Origin of the sequence: Paeniroseomonas aquatica, from assembly GCF_030409335.1 — a bacterium.
Lineage (GTDB): Bacteria > Pseudomonadota > Alphaproteobacteria > Acetobacterales > Acetobacteraceae > Belnapia > Belnapia aquatica.
In genome coordinates, this window is sequence record NZ_JAUFPN010000153.1 from 69847 (window position 1) to 88543 (window position 18697).

General features: G+C 70.6%; 16 protein-coding genes, 1 tRNA gene and 1 pseudogene. 4 read left to right on the forward strand and 14 right to left on the reverse strand.

The genetic code is table 11. From position 1 onward, the window contains the following. Positions 1 to 5: 5 nt before the first annotated feature. The gene (locus QWZ14_RS15505) at positions 6 to 1637 is read left to right on the forward strand and encodes a hypothetical protein (RefSeq protein WP_290317639.1); all 1632 of its coding nucleotides are present in this window, start codon (positions 6 to 8) and stop codon (positions 1635 to 1637) included. Next, positions 1630 to 2895 (forward strand): glycosyltransferase, encoded by a 1266-nt coding sequence (locus QWZ14_RS15510; protein ID WP_290317640.1) that lies wholly within the window; start codon positions 1630 to 1632, stop codon positions 2893 to 2895. The genes QWZ14_RS15505 and QWZ14_RS15510 overlap by 8 nt, the downstream gene beginning before the upstream one ends. Here the strand turns inward: QWZ14_RS15510 and QWZ14_RS32005 are convergent. The 8 genes and pseudogenes from QWZ14_RS32005 to QWZ14_RS15540 all read right to left on the reverse strand — a co-directional run bounded on the left by QWZ14_RS32005 (position 2858) and on the right by QWZ14_RS15540 (position 10356). Next, positions 2858 to 3181, reverse strand: coding sequence for a gamma-glutamylcyclotransferase family protein (locus QWZ14_RS32005; RefSeq protein WP_353959312.1), 324 nt, complete (start codon positions 3179 to 3181; stop codon positions 2858 to 2860). The genes QWZ14_RS15510 and QWZ14_RS32005 overlap by 38 nt on opposite strands. A gap of 4 nt (positions 3182 to 3185) precedes the next feature. Next, positions 3186 to 4160, reverse strand: a complete 975-nt coding sequence (locus tag QWZ14_RS15515; protein WP_290317641.1) for a Bug family tripartite tricarboxylate transporter substrate binding protein — start codon at positions 4158 to 4160, stop codon at positions 3186 to 3188. A 27-nt stretch (positions 4161 to 4187) separates the two neighbouring features. Continuing rightward, the gene (locus QWZ14_RS32010) at positions 4188 to 4493 is read right to left on the reverse strand and encodes an ATP-binding protein (RefSeq protein WP_353959313.1); all 306 of its coding nucleotides are present in this window, start codon (positions 4491 to 4493) and stop codon (positions 4188 to 4190) included. A gap of 227 nt (positions 4494 to 4720) precedes the next feature. Further along, positions 4721 to 6376, reverse strand: a pseudogene (locus QWZ14_RS15520) (GAF domain-containing protein); the annotation flags it as partial. Between the two features lie 85 nt (positions 6377 to 6461). Continuing rightward, on the reverse strand, positions 6462 to 7877 hold the full coding sequence (pgmG, locus tag QWZ14_RS15525; RefSeq protein WP_290317643.1) for a phosphoglucomutase/phosphomannomutase PgmG: 1416 nt from the start codon (positions 7875 to 7877) through the stop codon (positions 6462 to 6464). Positions 7878 to 7950: 73 nt separating this feature from the next. Further along, on the reverse strand, positions 7951 to 8826 hold the full coding sequence (locus QWZ14_RS15530) for a UTP--glucose-1-phosphate uridylyltransferase (protein WP_290317644.1): 876 nt from the start codon (positions 8824 to 8826) through the stop codon (positions 7951 to 7953). 132 nt (positions 8827 to 8958) lie between these two features. Then, positions 8959 to 9642 (reverse strand): J domain-containing protein, encoded by a 684-nt coding sequence (locus QWZ14_RS15535; RefSeq protein WP_290317645.1) that lies wholly within the window; start codon positions 9640 to 9642, stop codon positions 8959 to 8961. A gap of 9 nt (positions 9643 to 9651) precedes the next feature. Then, positions 9652 to 10356 (reverse strand): vWA domain-containing protein, encoded by a 705-nt coding sequence (locus QWZ14_RS15540; RefSeq protein ID WP_290317646.1) that lies wholly within the window; start codon positions 10354 to 10356, stop codon positions 9652 to 9654. Positions 10357 to 10500: 144 nt separating this feature from the next. Between QWZ14_RS15540 and QWZ14_RS15545 the strand changes: the two genes are divergently transcribed. Beyond that, complete coding sequence (locus QWZ14_RS15545) at positions 10501 to 12117, forward strand: hypothetical protein (protein WP_290317647.1); 1617 nt, start codon at positions 10501 to 10503, stop codon at positions 12115 to 12117. 99 nt (positions 12118 to 12216) lie between these two features. On the opposite strand, the gene QWZ14_RS15550 is transcribed toward QWZ14_RS15545, so the two are convergent. Then, positions 12217 to 14532, reverse strand: a complete 2316-nt coding sequence (locus tag QWZ14_RS15550; RefSeq protein ID WP_290317649.1) for an NADP-dependent malic enzyme — start codon at positions 14530 to 14532, stop codon at positions 12217 to 12219. A gap of 100 nt (positions 14533 to 14632) precedes the next feature. Then, a tRNA-Leu gene (locus QWZ14_RS15555) sits at positions 14633 to 14718 on the reverse strand. A gap of 29 nt (positions 14719 to 14747) precedes the next feature. On the opposite strand from QWZ14_RS15555, the gene lipB reads away from it, so the two are divergent. Next, positions 14748 to 15410, forward strand: a complete 663-nt coding sequence (gene lipB, locus QWZ14_RS15560; protein WP_290317650.1) for a lipoyl(octanoyl) transferase LipB — start codon at positions 14748 to 14750, stop codon at positions 15408 to 15410. Here the strand turns inward: lipB and mnmA are convergent, their stop codons facing one another. From mnmA to QWZ14_RS15580, 4 genes are read right to left on the reverse strand one after another with little or no spacing between them, the layout of a single operon-like run. Beyond that, positions 15411 to 16487 (reverse strand): tRNA 2-thiouridine(34) synthase MnmA, encoded by a 1077-nt coding sequence (gene mnmA / locus QWZ14_RS15565; protein WP_290317651.1) that lies wholly within the window; start codon positions 16485 to 16487, stop codon positions 15411 to 15413. Next, positions 16487 to 17179, reverse strand: a complete 693-nt coding sequence (locus QWZ14_RS15570) for a TenA family protein (protein WP_290317652.1) — start codon at positions 17177 to 17179, stop codon at positions 16487 to 16489. The genes mnmA and QWZ14_RS15570 overlap by 1 nt, the downstream gene beginning before the upstream one ends. Next, positions 17172 to 17501 (reverse strand): ferredoxin family 2Fe-2S iron-sulfur cluster binding protein, encoded by a 330-nt coding sequence (locus tag QWZ14_RS15575; RefSeq protein WP_290317653.1) that lies wholly within the window; start codon positions 17499 to 17501, stop codon positions 17172 to 17174. Before QWZ14_RS15575 ends, QWZ14_RS15570 begins: the two co-directional genes overlap by 8 nt. A 6-nt stretch (positions 17502 to 17507) precedes the next feature. After that, positions 17508 to 18680 carry a cysteine desulfurase family protein gene (locus tag QWZ14_RS15580; RefSeq protein WP_290317654.1) on the reverse strand — a complete coding sequence of 391 codons (1173 nt, stop codon included), beginning with the start codon at positions 18678 to 18680 and terminating at the stop codon, positions 17508 to 17510. Between the last annotated feature and the right edge of the window lie 17 nt (positions 18681 to 18697).

Sequence of the window (18697 nt, forward strand, 5' to 3'; positions counted from 1 at the left end):
GAGTCATGTCCGAAGCCCTCGCTGCCTCGCCCGGAGATGCGTCCCTGCTGCACCGTCTCGGTGCGCTGCGCGATGCGGCGGGGCGGGCGCTGATGGGCCTGTCGCTCCAGCCGGTGGCGGCCAATCTGCGCGGCTTCATCGAAACCGTGGCGGTCGACAGCTCCGGCGTCGTCTGGGTCTGCGGCTGGCTGGCGAAAGACCAGCCGCTGGAATTCCCGGCGATCCTGTTCGACGGCAGGAAGCACGCGGCGGCGGTTTCGCTGACCAGCTTTCCCCGCGCCGACCTGCCGGTGCAGGCGCATGCGGTCTTCGGTGCCATCCTGACGGATTGGCGGCCGGGTCCCGGCGAGCTCGAGCTTTACCTTTTCTTCGGCAAGGACCTGGCTTTCTTCCAACGCGGCCTGAAGCCGGTGCGGGTGCTGGAGACCAGGGCGGCGCTGGAGCAGTTCGAGCAGATTCGTGCCACCTGCGACCGTGCCACGGCCCTGCCCTTGCAGCGGATGATCACCTCGGCCGAAAGCTGGCTGCCGGATACCGCGCGGGCCGGGGGCAATGCCCAGGCGAGCGTCGACCGTATCCTGCTGCTGGGCGGCTTTGGCTGCCTGGTGGAGGGCTGGGCGCTGAGCCCGACCAAGCGCATCGAAAGCTTCGCCTTGAGATTCGGCGATGTGGTGCTGCGCTCGGAGCCTCTGGCCACCTACCACAAGGCCCGGCCGGACCTGGCCGTAACATTCCCGGATTTCGGGCCGCTGCTGGAGCGCGCCGGCTTCGTCGCGGCCTTCCGCGGCGTCATCGACATCGACGACATCAGCGAGCCGATCCTGAAGCTGGTCTTCACCGATGGCACCTCGGCCAACCAGGTTGTCCCGGCCGGGGCGATGCGGCGGATCGGTCATTCGGTGGCACCGGAGGCGGCGCTGGCGCTGTTCCCCTCGCTGCGGCACGAGCGCTTCTTCGGGGATTTCGCCCGCGCCCTGCAACGCGATGCGCGGGCACGGCTGGGCAGCTGCGAGCCCTGGCGGCTGGCGCCGGCGGAACGGGTGGTGGTGCTTGCGGTCCCGGCGGACCGCAGCGATGCCTTCCTGCTGGCCGAGCAGCTGCGTCAGGCCGGCCTGGCGAACGTCGGGCTGGTCCTCCTGGCCGAACGGGGCGGGATCAGGCCGGAGATCCTGGCGATCTTCGCCGGCCTCGAGGCCAGCCTAGGGCTCCCGTGCAGCCTGCTGTTCGTGGAGGACATACGCTACGCCTTCTACCTGCTGGCAGAGGCGTTACGGGCGGTGGGGGCAAGACGCTTCGTCTTCCTCGGCCAGGGCGTGTTCCTGGCGCCCGAGGGCTGGCGCACCGCGCTGGCGGCGTTGGCCGGCGGCGATGAGGGGCTGCATGTCTTCGTCCTGGCGGCGGAGGGTCAGGCGCCGGCCTCAATGTCGGACTGCTTCGCCTGGACAGCGGCGGGTTTCGCCGCGTTGCTGCCGCAGGTACCCATGGTCCTCGGCGGGCAACCTGACGACCATGGCCTGGGCCGGGCAGGGGCCGCGGCCCGGCGGCATCCCGTCGCCGGCTGGCGGCTCGGCGAGGTGACGGTCGGCTCGGTGCTGACCGGTTGGGTCAACCAGGTGCTGGAGGCCGGACATGGGTGAGTTGACGCCCGGCGATCCTGGCCGCATCGCGGTGTTGTCGCATGTGCATCCCTCCCTCTCGCGGGGTGGGGCGGAGATCGCGGCGCATACGCTCTTCACCGGGCTGCGGGAGATCGGCGTCGATGCGATCTTCATCGCCGCCTGCCCGGAGCAGGACCGGGCGCGCTTGCACCTGGGCTCCGCGCATGAGCGCGCGGTGCATGTGGATGCGGGAGGCTACGATCCCTTTTACCACCTCGCCGCGCCGGATGTGGTGGCGCAGCTGGGGCGCATCGTCGTGGCGGATGGCATCCGGCTGGCGAACTTCCATCACTTCCTGAACTTCGGGGTGAATGCGCTGCGGGTGCTGGAAGTGCCGGTGGTGCTGACGCTGCACGAGTTCCTGGCCGCCTGCCACCACTCGGGCCAGATGGTGACACGGCCAGCGCGCCACCTCTGCGGAGCGGCAACGCCGGAGGCTTGCGCCACCTGCTTCCCCGAACGCGGTGCCGCCCGCTTCGCAATGCGCCAGCGCCACCTGCTCGAGACCTTGGGTGGACTGCGCGGTTTCGTCTCGCCGAGCCATTTCCTGGCGGATCGGATGGCCGGCTGGGGGCTGCCACGGTCCCGGATCGCGGTCGTCGAGAATGGTCTGCGCGATGCCTCGCCCCCAGCGCCGGCCAAGGCGCCGGGGGATGACCAATGGGTCTTCGGATTCTTCGGTCAGATCAACCCTTTCAAGGGCGTGGATCTGCTGCTGGAGGCGGCAACGCTGATCGAGGCGGACGCCGCGCTGGCTGGGCGGGTGCGCATCCGCATCCATGGGGTGATGATCGGCCAGCCGCCGGAGTTCGTGGCACGGTTCCAGGCCGCGGTGGCACGCCACGCCTGCCTCGAGTTCGTCGGGGCCTACGACAATGCCTCGGTCGGTCGGCTGATGCGGGACTGCGACTATGTCGTGGTGCCGAGCACCTGGTGGGAGAATTCCCCGATGGTGATCCAGGAAGCCTTCCAGGCCGGGCGGCCGGTGCTCTGCAGCGACATCGGCGGCATGGCGGAGAAGGTGGTGGATGGGGTATCTGGTCTCCACTTCCGCATCGGCAACCGGCTGGACCTGCTGCGGGCGATGCGGACCGCGATGCAGCCGGGGGTCCAGGCGGGGCTCTGCGCCGGGCTGCCGGTGGTGAACGACCGTGTGGCGATGGCGCGGGCCTATCTGGAGGCCTTCGCCGGCTTCGCGGCTAGCCCGCCCGCCAGCGCGGTGCCATCCAGGCCCTAGCCCGCACCGGCCCCTGCCGCGTCGACACCCTGACCGGAACAAGGCGGTAGTCGGCACCTTCATAGGCAGCCAATCGTGCGAGGGCACTCTCTCCGACGCGGAGGATGGCGCCATCGGTCGCCATCCCCGGTCGTGCCACCAAGGTGGGATAGGGCGTGCCGCGCAGCCCGACCTTGGCGTAGCCGGGAAGGCGGGCCGGACGCAGCCGGCGGGGCAGACGGGCCTTCCCGCTCCGGCGGACCAGGACCTGGGGATCGAGCAAGGTGCCGTAGAGGAAGAGCAGCACCGGGCTACTCGACCTTCATCTGCAGCTCCGCCACCAGCGGCCGGATCTGGGCTATCTGGGCGCGGACGGCTGCACCGAAGATCTCGGGCGAATCGCCACCCGGTTCCGCACCGAGCTCGGTGATGCGCCGGACCACCTCCGGATGCTGGGCCGCGGCGGCGATGTTCCGGTGCAGCCGGGCGATCACCGGCCCTGGCGTGCCGGCCGGGGCGAAGAAACCGTTCCAGCCCAGCAGTTCGACGCCGGGGAAGCCCTGTTCGCGCACCGTCGGCACGTCCGGCAGTGCCTTGGCGCGGGTGGCGGCGAGGGTGGCGATGGGGCGCAGGGCGCCCGCGCGGATATTCCCGAGCGAGGAGGAGAGCTGGTCGCCGCCGAAGTGGATGCGTCCCGCCAGCATGTCCTGCACCAGCGGCGCCGCGCCGCGGAAGGGGATATGGTCCATGGGGATGGCACCGTCGCGCTTCAGCACCTCACCCACTAGGTTGATCGTGCTGCCCGGCCCGGTGGAGCCATAGAAGACATCCGAGCGCGGCTTGGCCCAGGCGATGAATTCCTTGAGGTCCCTGGCTGGCACCTGGGGACTCACCAGCAGCATCATCGGCACGTTGGCGCCCATGGAAATGGGGGCGAAGTCGCGCTCGATGGAATGCGGCGCACGGCCAGCGAATTCGAGGGCGGCTGTCGTGCTGCAGAAGGTCAGGTTGTGGAACAGGAGGGTATGGTTGTCGGTGGCCTTGGCAACCACGTCGGCGCCGATCGAGCCGCCGCCTCCGCCGCGATTCTCGACGACGACGGATTGGCCCAGTGTCTCGGTCAGCCGCTGGGCATAGAGCCGGGCGAGCAGGTCCGTCGTGCCGCCGGCGGGGAAGGGCACGATGATGCGGATGGGACGGCTCGGCCAAGCCTCCTGCGCGCCGATCCCGGGGCTGGCCAGCAGGCCGGCGGCGAGGGCCGCCACATGGCGTCTGGTGATGGGCATCCCGGTCGTTCCTTTCCCTGATTGCATTCAGGATGGGGAAGCGCTGGCCCCTGCGTCAATCGGCAGCGCCCGGGCAGCGGGCAGGAGGATCGTCATCCGGGTTCCCTGGCCGGGGGCGGAGGCGACCTCCAGCGTGCCGCCATGGGCCTCGACGAAGGCCTTGGCGAGCGGCAGGCCCAGCCCGGCACCCCCGGTGCGGCGACGCAGCCCCTCATCCAGCTGACGAAAGGGCTCGAAGGCGCGCGGCAGGTCTTCGGTGGCCATGCCGGGCCCCTGGTCGGCAATCCAGATGCGGAAGCCCTCGGCCGCATCAAAGCTGGTGCCGAGCTCCACCCGCCCGCCATCGGCGGAGAATTCACCGCATTGGCGGCAAGGTTGGCGATGGCTTGGCGGAGCCTGCCGGCATCGGCCCGCAACGGCGGCACGGCCGGCGACGGCGTTTGCCGATCCAGCCTGATGCCGCGGGAACCGGCGTCCGGCAGCACCAGCCCGGCCGCCTCGTCGAGCAAGGTCGGCAAGTCGACCTGCGCCTCCGCCAGGGTCAGTGCGCCGGATTCGATCCGGGCCTGGTCCAGCATGGCGTTGAAGACCCCGAGCAGATGGCGGCCGGCGGCAATCACATGCTCGGCGAATTCCAGCCTTTCCGCCTGAGGCAGCGCCTCCTGCCGAAGCAGTTCGGCAAAGCCGATGATCGCGTTCAGCGGGGTGCGCAATTCATGCCCCATGGTGCCCAGCAACAGGCTTTTCGCCCGGCTGCCCGCTTCGGCGCGATCCTTCTCGGCGGCGAGCCGGGCCATCGCCTGGGCGCGGCGGCCGGCTTCCAGCGCAACCGCCGCAAGATCCGCCAGCGAGGCCAGGAAGCCCTGGTCCTCGGCGGTCCAGGGGCGCGGCTCTCCCGGGCTGCAGGCGGATAGCAGGCCGAGGACCTCCTGCCCGGTCCGGATCGGCGCGGCGAGCATGGCCCCGATGCCGAAGGGGCGGATATAGACCTCCCGCAAATGAGCGACACGGGGATCGGACATTGCATCCTCGGCCGCGATCTGCCGGTCCGCCATCAGGGCGGTGCTGTAGCTGAGCGGGTACTGCAGCCGTTCCAGGCGATGCCGCTTGGCGCTGTCTGCCGGCAGCGGCGTTCCCGAGGCATCGACCAGAACCGAAAGCGCCAGATCCTGCTGCGCCGAGTCGAACAGCCAGACCCCGACATCGCAGCCGCCCAGCCCCCGGGTGGCGGCAACCGCTATGTCGCCCATCGCGGCGCTGAGGTCTTGCCCTGCCGCGGGCATGGCCGCGGCGATCCGGCCGAGCAGTGCCGCCTGATTGTCCCGGTGGGCGGTCCGGTCGGCGATCTCCCGCTCGGTCCGGCGGCGTTCCGAGATGTCTTCGACGATGACCACGGCGCCGTCCGGCCGGCCTTCGGCGTCGCGCAGCGGAGCGGTCGAGATCGCCACCGGCAGCCGGCTGCCGTCACGGCGCATCCGCTCGCTCTCGACCCCCACCAGCCGCTTGCCGTCCATCGCCCGGAGCTGCCGCGCCGCGCCGATGAATTCGGGTGGAACATGGGGACCGAAGCGGCCGCGCGCCTCTGCCGCGCTCCAGCCGAAGACCTGTTCTGCCGCCGGGTTCCAGTCGGTGATGATGCCGGCAGGATCGATGGTCATGAGCGGCAAGGGGATCGCTTCCACCAAGGCACGGAGCCGTGCGGCCAGGCGGGCGTGCCGGTCGGCTAGGCGGTCGATCTCGAGGGTCTGCCGCAGGCTCTCGGCTGCCATCGCGGCCAGATCGCCCAAAGCCGCAAGGTCGGCCGGATCTACGCCGACGGGACGGGCGAGGGTATCAAGGCAGCACAGGCTGCCGATCGGGTCACCCGAGGCATCGTGCAAGGGGACGCCGACATAAAAGCGCAGTCCGGTTGCGCTGGTCACCGCCTCCGATTGGCGGAAGCGGGGATCGTCACGGGCATCCGGTACGACCAGCGGGGCCCGGGCCGCAACCACCGCCTCACAGAAGGAGCCTTGCCGCGAGCATCGGCCGGCGGACAGGCCGACCGGCGCATGAACACGGATGGTATCTCCCTCGAGCAGGGTGATCGCGGCCATGGGCGCGCCGAGCAGCCTGGCCGCTACCCGCGTCAGCCTGTCGTCCGGGTGGCCAACATTGCCAGCACCCGGCGCGTCCTCATGCGCACGCGTCGGTCCGGCTCGGCCTTCCGCACCCATGACGCATCCTTGCTCTCTGCTGCCAGAGTTAACGATGCGCGTGATGGTTGCAAGCGTCGTGACATCCTGACGCTCGAGGCTTGCTTCAGTGCCCTGCGTTGGCGCCGGAAAAATCGGGCGCCGCCAGGCCGCTGGCCAGCAGCTGCTCGACGAGCTGGGCCTTCAGCCGCTCCAGCCCGGCTTCGGAGCTGGCTTCGCAACGCGCCACCAGCACGGCCTGGGTATTGGAGGCGCGGAGCAGCCACCAGCCGTCCTCGGTCAGGACGCGGACGCCATCCACCGCCTGGACCTTGGCGCCGCTGGCGGCGAGCCGATCCTTCACCTCGGTGACCACGGCGAATTTACGGTCCTCGGCGCAGTCGAAGCGAAGCTCAGGCGTGTTGATGACCTGCGGCAAGGCTGCTCGCACCTGCGAGACGGTCTCGTTCATACGGGCGACGATGCCGAGCAGCCGTACCGCGGAATAAGGCGCGTCGTCGAAGCCGTACCATTTGTCGGCGAAGAAGATGTGGCCAGACATCTCGCCGGCCAGCGGGCTGCCGGTCTCGGCCATCTTGGACTTGATGAGGGAATGGCCGGTCTTCCACATCAGCGGCGTGCCGCCAGCCTTGGTAATCTCGTCGAACAGGACCTGGGAGGCCTTCACGTCGGCGATTATGGTGGCGCCGGGATGGGATTTCAGGACGTCGCGCGCCAGGATCACCAGAAGCTGGTCGCCGAACAGCACATGCCCCTCGTTGTCCACGATCCCGATGCGGTCGGCGTCGCCATCGAAGGCGATGCCGAGGTCGGCGCCGGTCCGGGCCACCTCGGTGATCAGCTGCTCGAGGTTCTTGGCCACCGTCGGGTCGGGGTGGTGATTGGGAAAGGTGCCGTCCACGTCCCCGTTGATCACGGTGTGCTCGCCCGGCAAGCGGCCGGCCAGCACCTTGGTGATGTCGCAGCCCGAGCCGTTGCCCGGGTCCCAGACCACCTTCAGCTTGCGGTCGCCGCCGTCGTAGTCCTGCATCACCCGCGCGGCGTAATCCTCGGCCACGTCCACCTGCCGGTCGCTGCCTTCGGTGGAGACCGGGACCACGTCGCCCTCGGCCGCCATGCGGCCGATCTCCTGGATCTGCGTGCCGAAGAAGGGCTTCTTGCCGAGCATCATCTTGAAGCCGTTGTAGTCCGGCGGGTTGTGGCTGCCGGTGACCATGACGGCGCCATCGGCTTCCAGCTTGTAGCCGGCGTAGTAGAGCATCGGCGTCGCCACCAGGCCGACGCGCAGGACCTCGAGGCCGCAGGCGCGGAGGCCGGCGACCAGCTGCGGCTCCAGATCCGGGGAGGAGAGCCGCCCGTCATAGCCCACCGCCACCTTGGTGCCGCCGCCCCGCGCCACGATCGAGCCGAAGCAGCGACCGATGGCGAAGGCATCCTCCGGCTGGAGGGTCTGGCCGATGATGCCGCGGATGTCGTATTCCCGCAGCACGGTGCCGTGGAACTGATGGTTGAAGACGGACATCGGGGAATCCTGCGCGGAGGATGGCCGGGGCGGGCCCGGCCATGACGATTGGTAGGGACGATATAGCGTCGGGTCAGGCGTATCGTTTCATGATATCCCGCATCGCCGGCGCCATGTCCGGCCGGGCCAGGGCGAAGGCGACCTGCGCCTCGAGGTAGCCGGCCTTGTCGCCGCAGTCGAAGCGCTTGCCCTGGTAGCGGACGCCATGGAAAGGCTGGTGGCCGATCAGCTTGGCCATGCTGTCGGTCAGCTGGATCTCATTGCCGGCGCCGCGCTCCATCTTGGCGAGGTGGCCGATCACCTCCGGCATCAGCACGTAGCGGCCGATGACGGTCAGGTTGGAGGGTGCCTGGTCGATCGGCGGCTTCTCGACCAAGCCCTTGACCTCGACCAGGTTGCCGGTACTGGCGCCGGGGTCGATCACGCCGTAGCGGTTGACGATCTCGCGCGGGACCTCCTCGATGGCGACCACGTTGCCGCCGGTTGCGGCATAGGCATCGGCCAGCTGCTTGGTGCAGGACACATCGCATTGCATGAGGTCGTCGGGCAGCAGGATGGCGAAGGGTTCGTCGCCGATGAAGGCCCGGGCGCACCAGATGGCATGGCCAAGGCCCAGCGGGACCTGCTGGCGGGTGGTGACGATGGAGCCGGGAGGCAGCGCCTGGGCGTGGAGCATGTCCAGCTCCTTCTGCTTGCCGCGCTCGACAAGTGTGCGCTCCAACTCGAAGGCGACGTCGAATTGATCGACCAGCATTACCTTGCCGCGGCCCGTCACGAAGCAGAATTCCTCGATCCCGGCGGCGCGCGCCTCCTCGACCGCATACTGGATCAATGGCTTGTCCACCACCGGCAGCATTTCCTTCGCCATGTTCTTGGTGGCGGGCAGGAAGCGGGTGCCGAGACCAGCAACCGGGAAAACAGCCTTCTTGAGCGGCTTCTGAGCGGGCAAGGGCCTCTCCTGGTGTAGCTGAAGGGTGAAGCGCTACGACTGCGCGAAATGCGTGTGAGACATGCCACGCGCCCCGGCCCCGGGCAATGGCCATGCAGGGCAGGGCCTGAGCAGGGCGAGCGCACTGCCCGGTCAGGCCAGGAGCAGGTCCCGGGCCTGATTGATCCGTGCCGCCAGCCAGTCGCTGCCGCCATGGTCCGGGTGGGCGCTCAGCATCAGGCGGCGGTGGGCGGCGCGGATGGCCTCCGGTCCGGCGCCCTCGGTCAGGCCCAGCACCGCCAGGGCCTCGGCGCGGCTCATCGGGCCTCCGGCTGCGGCCGCGGGTGCCGCCTCGCGCCAGTCGGGCTGGGCAAGGTCGAGCCATGCTTCCAGCAGCGGAACGCTTTCCGCGTCGGTCGCGCGGCATTCCGCCAGCAGGTCCAGCAACTCGGCCAAGGTCAGCTCGGCCAGTTCCCGCCCGGCATGGCCACCGCGCAGCACGCGGCCGGACATCCGGCCGGTGGCATGGTCGAGCCGCATGGCGAGGGTCGCGGTTGAGACCGCGCTCGCGTCCTCCGGCGTCTCCTGCCGGCCGAAGCGGCGGGCGGCGAGCCAGCCTTGGACCCGGCGCCAGGCCAGCGGGGCGACGAAGGCCAGGGTCCAGATGGATTGCAGGCCCCGTCCCGTCACCAGCATCAGCAGCAGGGCCGCGCCACCGAACAGCGCCAGGAGCCAAAGGCCGGCCTTGCGAACGGTCGCCGGCGTGGCGGTGGCGAAGACCCGCAGCAACCAGATGACGAAAAGCAGCCCCCCCGTGCCGAGCGCCAGCCAGACCATTTCTCTGCCCTAACCGGCCTGGGGTGCGGGCAACTGCCCGGCAATGCCGCGGGCTGCCGGTCCCGGCAGCCGGGCCAGCGCCAAACGTCCGCCGGCGGCATAGACCGCGACGGCCCGCAGCAAGTCCCGCAGGGCGGCAGCACTGGCGGCATCGAACGGGACGTAGGCGCCCCTGGATACCTTGGCGATCTGCCGGAAACACTGGGCTGCGGCAGGATTGCCCCCTTCGTGGAAGGTGAAGACCGGAGTGCCGTGCAGGCCAAGCTGTCCGGCAGCATGGCAGAGCGGATCCACCGGCTCCTCCACCGCATCGCCGACCAGCACCAAGGCATGGATGCGGTCCTGCTTCGTTGCGGCCAGGGCGTGATCCAGCACCCGCTGGATCTGGGTCTGGCCGCCGAGGCATTGGACGCCGGTCATCCGCCGGGTCAGCTCGCCGGCATCCGTCAGGAAGGGCGTCGCGGCGAACTCCTGAAAGCCGCGGAAATAGGCGAGCTGCACGGCGAGACCGCCGAGGTCCCGAGTGGCGGCGAACATCTCCCCCTGCAGCTGGCAGGCGTGGTCCCAGGTCGGTTGGCGGGAAGCGGTGGCATCGATGGCGAAGAGGAGCCGGCCGCGCCGGCCGCTCGCCGGGCGCACCTGCGGCAGGCTTTCCACCCGGCGGAGGAATTCGGAGACGGCGGTGGGACCCGGCTTGGCAGGCAGGTTGCTCATGCCTGGGGAGATGGGCGGGCAAGACGCGGGACGCCAGGGGCAGGACGGCGGGAATGGTCCGAAGCGGCATGGGTTGCGGAAAAAGCCGCGCGGCGCAGGATGCGGCATGCCACACAGGGGCTGGGACAGGTGACGGAGGCAAGGATGCGGTGGCTCCGCAAGATCGGACTGCTTGGCGCGTGGACAGGGCTGCTGGGCGTCGGCCTGGCCCTGGCCCAGGTGACGCCTGTCCAGACCAAGCCGCCGGTATTGGCACCAGCCCCGGCGCCCGGCGGCAAGTTCGCCCCCGGTCCGGCACCCGACCCCGTGGTGCCGCCACGGCTCGATAAATTCGCCACCCCGCCGGTCATACCTCCGCCCCAGGCACAGGCTCCGGTGCCGCCCGTCGACAAGTTCAGCGCCCCGCCTCCGGGCGCCTCACCGCCTTCGGCCGCTGTGCCGCAACCGCCACCCCGCTCCCCCCGTACGGCCGCCCCGGCCGAGCCGCCGCCGGCCCTGCCGGTCCCCACCAACGAGCCGCCGGCGCTGGGCCAGCTGCGGGCTTTGCTCGGCCCCGGGGTGACGCTCACCTATGGCAGTGCCGTGGTCACCAACCCGGCCACGGGGGCGCTGCGCCTGGCCGATGTGCTGCTGCGCCAGCGGGGCGAGCAGATCGCGGCGGCGGAACTCCTGCTCGACGGCCTGCGCCCGGACGGCATCACCAGCGCCACGGCCCAGGGCATGACCCTGACGGCCGAGGACGGCACGGCGACCCTGATCGGCAAGGTCGAGTTGCGCGACCTAGCGGTCACCCGGCCGGCGCCGGGTGCTCAGCTGCGGCCCGACCAAGTTGCGCTCGGCTATCTGCGGGTGGAGGCCCTGGCGGTCCAGGGCGCCCGGCCGGTGGCGATCACCGAGGCGGTGGTACAGGACTACCTGCCGGGGCGGGTGGGCCGCGTCAGCTTCGCGGGCCTGGACGTGCTGGTGCCCGAGGCCGGCGTGCTCGACCGGGTCAAGATCGCCCGCATTGCCCTGGAAGGGGTCGAACTGCACGCGGTCCTGGCGGCGCTCGCGGCCGGCGACGTGCCGCCACGACCGAATGCCGACTACTCCCTGGCGATCGAGGGCATCACCGTCACCCAGGGCGATGCCCGGGTCGGCGCCCTCGGCGCCCTGCGGATGGCCGGGGTCCAGGGCCAGGGCCGGCCGGACACGGGGCGGGTGACCCTGGAAGGCCTGCGGGTCGAACCCTTCCCGCTGATCGAGGACTGGCTGCGGAAGCTGGGCTATGCCGCGCTGACCGGCGACCTGTCGGCCGAGACCCGCTTCGATGCGACGGCCGGCCGGCTGGAGCTGATCGGCTTCCTGCTCGGCATCCGGGATGCGGCGGCCATGGGGCTGTCCTTCACCCTGGAAGGGGTGGGGGCGGAAGCGGCCTCCCGCATGGATTTCCAGGATGCGCGGCTGGCGGCCTTCAGCCTCCGCTACCTCGATCAGTCCTTGCTGGGACGGCTGGCAGCGGCGGAAGCGGCTACCACGCGGCGGACGGAACGGCAGATCCGCGACGGCTGGGCTACCCAGGCGGCGGGGGCGATGGCCGGTGGTGGCGCCGTCGCACCGGTGCTCGCCGCGGTGCAGCGTCTGCTGCGGGGCCAGGCGACCGAGGTGACGATCACCGCCGCCCCGCCCAAGCCGGTGCCGGTGAGCGAGTTGCCGCCCCTGGCCCTTGGGGGGCCGCCGGCGATGCAGCGGGCCCTCGGGATCACCGCGACGGCCCGATAGCCCTCCGCCCGAGGCGCGACACCAGACCATGGCACGCGCGGGTCGCCGCGCCTGCCAGGGTGACTCAGGGTCCTGCCAGTGCCGCCCGGCGCCTCCGCCTCAGGCGGTGGGGCCTGAGACGGTGTCAGCAGGTGCCGCTTCGCTGGCGAGCCCATTCGCCTGATGCACCGCCAGCGCCGTCAAATTCACGATCCCCCGCGCGGTGACGCTGGGGACGAGGACATGGATAGGCTTGCGCATCCCGAGCAGCATGGGGCCGAGCTGAAGCCCGTCCGCCGCCGCCTTCAGCAGGTTGAAGCTGATGTTGGCCGCATCCAGCCCGGGGAAGACCAGCAGATTGGCCGTGTCGGTCAGGCGGCTGTCCGGCACGGCCCGGGCGCGGATGGCCGGCACCAGCGCGGCGTCGGCGTGCATCTCGCCGTCGACCTCGAGCTCGGGGGCCCGGGCCCGGATCAGCGGCAAGGCCTGGCGCATGATCCGGGCGGACGGCGCATTGGAGGCACCGAAGGACGAATGCGACAGCAGTGCCACCTTGGGCACGATGCCGAAGGCCTCCACCTGTTCGGCCGCCAGCAGAGTCATTTCGGCGATCTGCTCGGCGGTGGGCTCGACGATCAGGTGGGTGTCGACGAAGAACAGCGTGACGCCGGAGACGATGACGGCCGAAAGGGCATAGACCCGGTTCACGTCGGGCCGCTTGCCGATGACGTCGTAGGCATAGTGCCATTGCCGCATCCAGGTGCCGGTGCCGCCGGCCAGCACCGCATCCACCTGGCCGGATTCGAGCAGCAGCGCGGCGGCGACGGTCGGGCGGTTGCCGACGCGGCGCGCGGCGGCGTCGGGCGGCACGCCGCGGCGGCCGATCCGCTGCTGGTACAGCGGGATCAGCGGGTCGAAGACCGCGCTGTCCACCGCGGGGTCCAGCACCTGGACGGATTCCGAGAAATCCATCCGCAGGCCCATGGCCTTGGCCTTGGCCTCGATGACCGCGCGGCGGCCGATCAGCACCGGCTCGGCGATCCCGTCGTCCAGCACGGTCTGCACCGCGCGCAGCACCCGCTCGTCCTCGCCCTCGGCATAGGCGACCCGGCGGGGGCTGCCCTTGGCCGCCTCGAACATCGGCCGCATCAGGTTGCCGGAGCGGAAGACGAAGCGCTCCAACTCCCGGCGATAGGCGGTGAAGTCGGCGATGGGACGGCGGGCGACGCCGCTCGCCATCGCGGCCCGGGCGACCGCCGGGGCGACCTCCAGGATCAGCCGGGGGTCGAAGGGCTTCGGGATGATGTAGTCCTGGCCGAAGACCGGTGCCGCCCCGCCATAGGCGGCAGCGACGACCTCCGAGGCCTCGACCCGGGCCAGGGCGGCGATGGCATCCGCCGCGGCGACCTTCATCGCCTCGTTGATGGTGGTCGCCCCCACGTCCAGCGCGCCGCGGAAGATGAAGGGGAAGCAGAGGACGTTGTTGACCTGGTTGGGGTAGTCAGTGCGGCCGGTGGCGACGATGGCGTCGGGGCGGACGGCGCGGACGGCCTCAGGATGGATCTCGGGCTCCGGATTGGCCAGGGCCAGGATCAGCGGCCGGGGGCCGAGCTTGTTCAGCCATTCCGCCTTGAGGACGCGCGGGGCCGAGAGGCCGAGGAAGACATCGGCGCCATCCAGCACCTCCTCGAGCATGCGGGCATCGGTGTGGCGTGCGTAGCGGGCCTTGTAGGGATCCATCGCCTCGGTGCGGCCCTCGTAGACCACGCCGGCGATGTCGCAGACGGTGATGTTCTCCTTCTTCAGGCCCATGGTCACCAGCAGGTCGAGGCAGGCGAGCGCCGCGGCGCCGCCGCCGGTATTGACCAGCTTGATGTCCTCAATCCGCTTGCCCTGCAGCACCAGCCCGTTGCGGACGGCGGCGGCGACGATGATGGCGGTGCCGTGCTGGTCGTCGTGGAAGACCGGGATCCGCATCCTCTCACGGAGCCGGGCCTCGACCTCGAAGCACTCGGGGGCCTTGATGTCCTCGAGGTTGATGGCGCCGAAGGAGGGCTCGAGCGCGGCGATGACCTCGATGAGCTTCTGGGGGTCGCGTTCCTCGATCTCGATGTCGATGGAATCGATGCCGGCGAATTTCTTGAAGAGGACCGCCTTGCCCTCCATCACCGGCTTCGAGGCCAGGGCGCCGATGGCACCCAGGCCAAGCACGGCGGTGCCATTGGTGATGACCGCCACCATATTGCCGCGGGCAGTATAGTCCCAGGCGGCGTCGGGGTTGGCGGCAATTTCCTCGCAGGCGGCGGCGACGCCGGGGGAATAGGCGAGGCCGAGGTCGCGCTGGGTCGCCATGCGCTTGGTCGGCTCGATGGCCAGCTTCCCGGGCCGCGGGTAGCGGTGGTAGTCGAGCGCGGCCTTGCGGAAATCCTCGTCCATGCTTCGGTCCCCTTCTGGCGCTACCCTAGCGGAAAGCGGCGGAGGGCCCAAAGCGGCGCGGCAGACGGCGGCGCATCGGCGTCAGGAGGATTTGGGAAAGTGGTGCGGTCGAGAAGATTCGAACTTCCAAGGGGTTTCCCCCACCAGCACCTCAAGCTGGCGTGTCTACCATTCCACCACGACCGCAAACCGGGCAGAGGCGGGGCGTATAGCCGATGAATGCGCCGGGTTCAACGGGCCAAGTGGCGCCCGGCCAGCCGCAATGGGAATTCGCCGCGGCGCCGGTTCCCTATGCCGAGGCGCTGGCCCGGATGGAGGCGCGGGTCGCGGCGATCCGGGCCGGGACGGCGCCGGAGCTGGTCTGGCTGGTGGAGCATCCCCCGACCTATACGGCCGGGACCTCGGCCACGCCGGAGGGGCTGGTCGATGCCCGATTCCCGGTCTTCCGCGCCGGGCGGGGCGGGCAATGGACCTACCACGGGCCCGGCCAGGTGACCGGCTATGTCATGCTGGACCTGGCCGAGCGGGGGCGGGACATCCGCGCCTATGTCCACAGCCTCGAGGATTGGGTGATCCGCACCCTCTGGCGCTTCAGCGTGGTCGGCGAGCGGCGCGAGGGGCGGGTCGGCATCTGGGTGGCCGACAAGGCGCGGGGAACGGAGGCGAAGATCGGCGCCATCGGGGTGCGGGTGACCCGCTGGGTGAGTTGGCACGGGGTGGCGCTGAACGTGGACCCGGACCTGTCGCATTTCGGCGGCATCGTGCCCTGCGGCATCAGCCAGCACGGCGTCACCAGCCTGCACGACCAGGGCGTGCTGGCGACGATGGAGGAGGTGCAGGCGGCGATGCAGGCCTGCTGGGCCGAGGTTTTCGGCTAGTCAGGCGGTGCGGCGGATGAAGCCGCCGCCGAGGACGCGGTCGCCGTCATAAAGGACGCAGGCCTGGCCGGGGGCGGCGATGGCCGGGACCGCGGGCGCCACGCGCAGCAGGCCGCCGGCGACATCCCAATGGGCGGTGGCCGGCTGCGGGACCTCGCGGGCGCGGAGCTTCACTTGGCAGGCCAGCGGCCCGCTGGGCGGTGGGCTGAGCCAGTTCACCTCGGCAACCTCGATCTGCGCCTGCGGCAGGGCGGCACGGGGGCCGACCACGACGCGGCGGCGGCCGGGCTCGACGGCCGCGACATAGAGCGGCTGGTCGCCGTCGCGGGAGGCCTGGCCGAGCCCCCGCCCCTGGCCGACGGTGAAGCGGGCGATGCCGGCATGCTGGCCGAGGACGCGGCCATCGAGGTGGACGATCTCCCCGGCCTCGGCGGCATCGGGGCGGAACTTCGCCACCACGTCGGAATAGCGGCCCTCCGGGACGAAGCAGATGTCCTGGCTGTCCGGCTTCTCCGCGACCGCGAGGCCGAGGCGCAAGGCCTCGGCGCGGACGGCGGCCTTGTCGGGATAGCCGCCGAGGGGGAAGCGGCAGAATGCGAGCTGCGCGGCGGTGGTGGCGAAGAGGAAGTAGCTCTGATCGCGGGCCGGATCGGCGGCGCGGTGCAGCTCGACGCCGGCCGGGCCCTCGACGCGGCGGGCATAGTGGCCGGTGGCGAGGGCCTCCACGCCGAGGTCGCGGGCGAGGAGGACCAGGTCCTGGAACTTCACCGACTGGTTGCAGCGGACGCAGGGGATGGGGGTCTCGCCGCGGGCGTAGCTATCGGCGAAATCCTGCACCACGGCGTCGCGGAAGCGGGCCTCGCGGTCCAGCACGTAGTGGGGGATGTCGAGGGTATCGGCCACCCGGCGGGCATCGTGGATGTCCTGGCCGGCGCAGCATGCGCCGCGCCGAGCGGTAGCGGCGCCGTGGTCGTAGAGCTGCAGGGTGGCGCCGATGACCTCATGGCCTTCGGCCTTGAGCAGGCCGGCGACCACGCTGCTGTCCACGCCGCCGGACATGGCGACAAGTATGCGCATCAGACTGCGTCCAGGCCCTGCTGCCAGAACCGCTGTTCCAGCCGCGCCGCTTCGGAGAAGGTGGCGCTCAGCAGGGCGAAGCGGGCCTCGCCGCCATGGCTGACGCCGAGCGCGTCGATCCGCGCCGCAGCGGCGCGGGCCATCGCCTGATAGGCCGGCGCGGCATAGGCATCGATCCAGCTCTGGTAGGCATTGTCCACCACCTGGCGGCGCGGGTCGGCCATGATGCGCAGCGCCACCTCACCATAGCCCACGGTGCAGGGGGCCAGCGCCACTTCCAGGTCGAGGATGTCGCCGGCCAGGCCGCGGTCGATGACGTAGCGGGTATAGCTGACGGTCTCCGCGGATTCCGCCGTGCCGCGGACCTCGGCCTCGGGGATCCCCCACTCCTCGCAGTACTTCAGGTGCAGCAGCGTCTCCGACAGGATGGCACTGATCGAGGCGGTCTTGTCGCGCATCGCCTCGATGCTCTCGGCCTTGAAGACCGCCAGAGCCTTGGCCCGGGCGAAATGGATCAGGAACAGATAGTCCTGGATCAGGTAGCGGCGGAAGGCGGGCAGGGGCAGCGAGCCGTCGGACAGGCCCTGGCAGAAGGGGTGCCAGGTATAGGCTGCCCAATCCGCGGCGCAGGCATCCCGCAGCCTTCGGTACAGGCCGCCCTCGCTGCCGAAGTCGTCCCAGGCGTCAGCCACCGGCGTTCCGGGTGCCGGCCGGCAGCTTCACCACCAGCCCGTCCAGTTCGTTGGTCATGATGATCTGGCAGCCGAGGCGGCTGGTCTCCTGCAGGTCGAAGGCGAGGTCGAGCATGTCTTCCTCGTCCTCGGTCGGCGCGGCCAGCTGCTTGAACCAGCTGCCGTCGACGACGACGTGGCAGGTGGAGCAGGCGAGCGAGCCCTCGCAGGCGCCCTCGATATCGACGCCATGCTTGTGGGCGATCTCGAGCACCGAAAGGCCGAGCGGCGCATCCACCTCGCGCTTCGTGCCGTCACGCTCGACGAAGGTCATCTTGGGCATGGTGTCTTACTGCTCCGGACGGGCGGCGTGGCGCCAGCCGGCGGCAAGCGCTGCCGCGGCCCGGTCCACATCCTGCGGCGAGGTAAAGCGGCCGATCCCGATCCGCAAGGTGGCGCGTGCTTCATGCTCCGGCATTCCAAGCGCCTGCAGCACATAGGAAGGCTCGACCGCGGCCGAGGAACAGGCCGAGCCGCTGGAGACGCAGACATCCGGGCTCGCCGCCATGATGGCCTGGGCATCGACCGGGCCGGGGAAGGTCAGGTTCAGGTTGCCGGAGACCCGCTGGTCCAGGCTGCCGTTCACCCGGACCTCCGGGACCTCGGCCCGCAAGGCGGCGAGGAAACGGTCCCGCTGGCCGGCGATGCGGCCGCCGTCGAGCATCAGCTCGGTCGCGGCCACCCGGGCGGCCTCCCCCAGGCCCACCACCAGCGGCGCCGCCAGGGTGCCGGAGCGGAAGCCGCGCTCCTGGCCGCCGCCGGAGAACAGCGGACTGAGCCGGACCCGCGGGCGGCGGCGGACGTACAGCGCGCCGATGCCCTTCGGGCCGTAGATCTTGTGGCCTGAGAGCGAGAGGAGGTCGGCCTGGATCTCCTCGACGTCCAGCGGGATGCGGCCGGCCGCCTGGGCGGCATCGGTATGGAACAGCGCGCCGGCCGCCTTGGCGATGGCGCCGATGGCCTCCAGGTCCTGCACCACGCCGATCTCGTTGTTCACCGCCATGACCGAAACCAGCAGGGTACGGTCATCGAGTGCCTTCCGCAGCAGGTCGAGGTCGGCCAAGCCATCGGGCCGCACCGGCAGCACCACCGGCTCGAAGCCCTCGGCGGCCAGGTCGCGAACCGATTCGAGCACGCATTTATGCTCGGTCGCCAGGGTGACGATGCGACGGCGGTCGCTGCCCTGGGCGGCGGCAAAGCGGGCGGCGCCCTTGATGGCAAGGTTGTTTGCCTCGGTGGCGCCGGAGGTGAGGATGACCTCGCGCGCCTCGGCGCCGATCAGCCCGGCGACCTCGGCGCGGGCGGCCTCCACCGCTTCCTCGGCGGCCCGCCCCATCGCGTGCTCGACGCTATGGGGATTGGCGAAATTCTCCTCCCACCAGGGCCGCATGGCGGCGAGCACGCGGGGGTCGACCGGCGTGGTCGCATGATTGTCGAGATAGACCGGGCGGTTCGGGCGCATCCCTGCTGTGTGGCCCT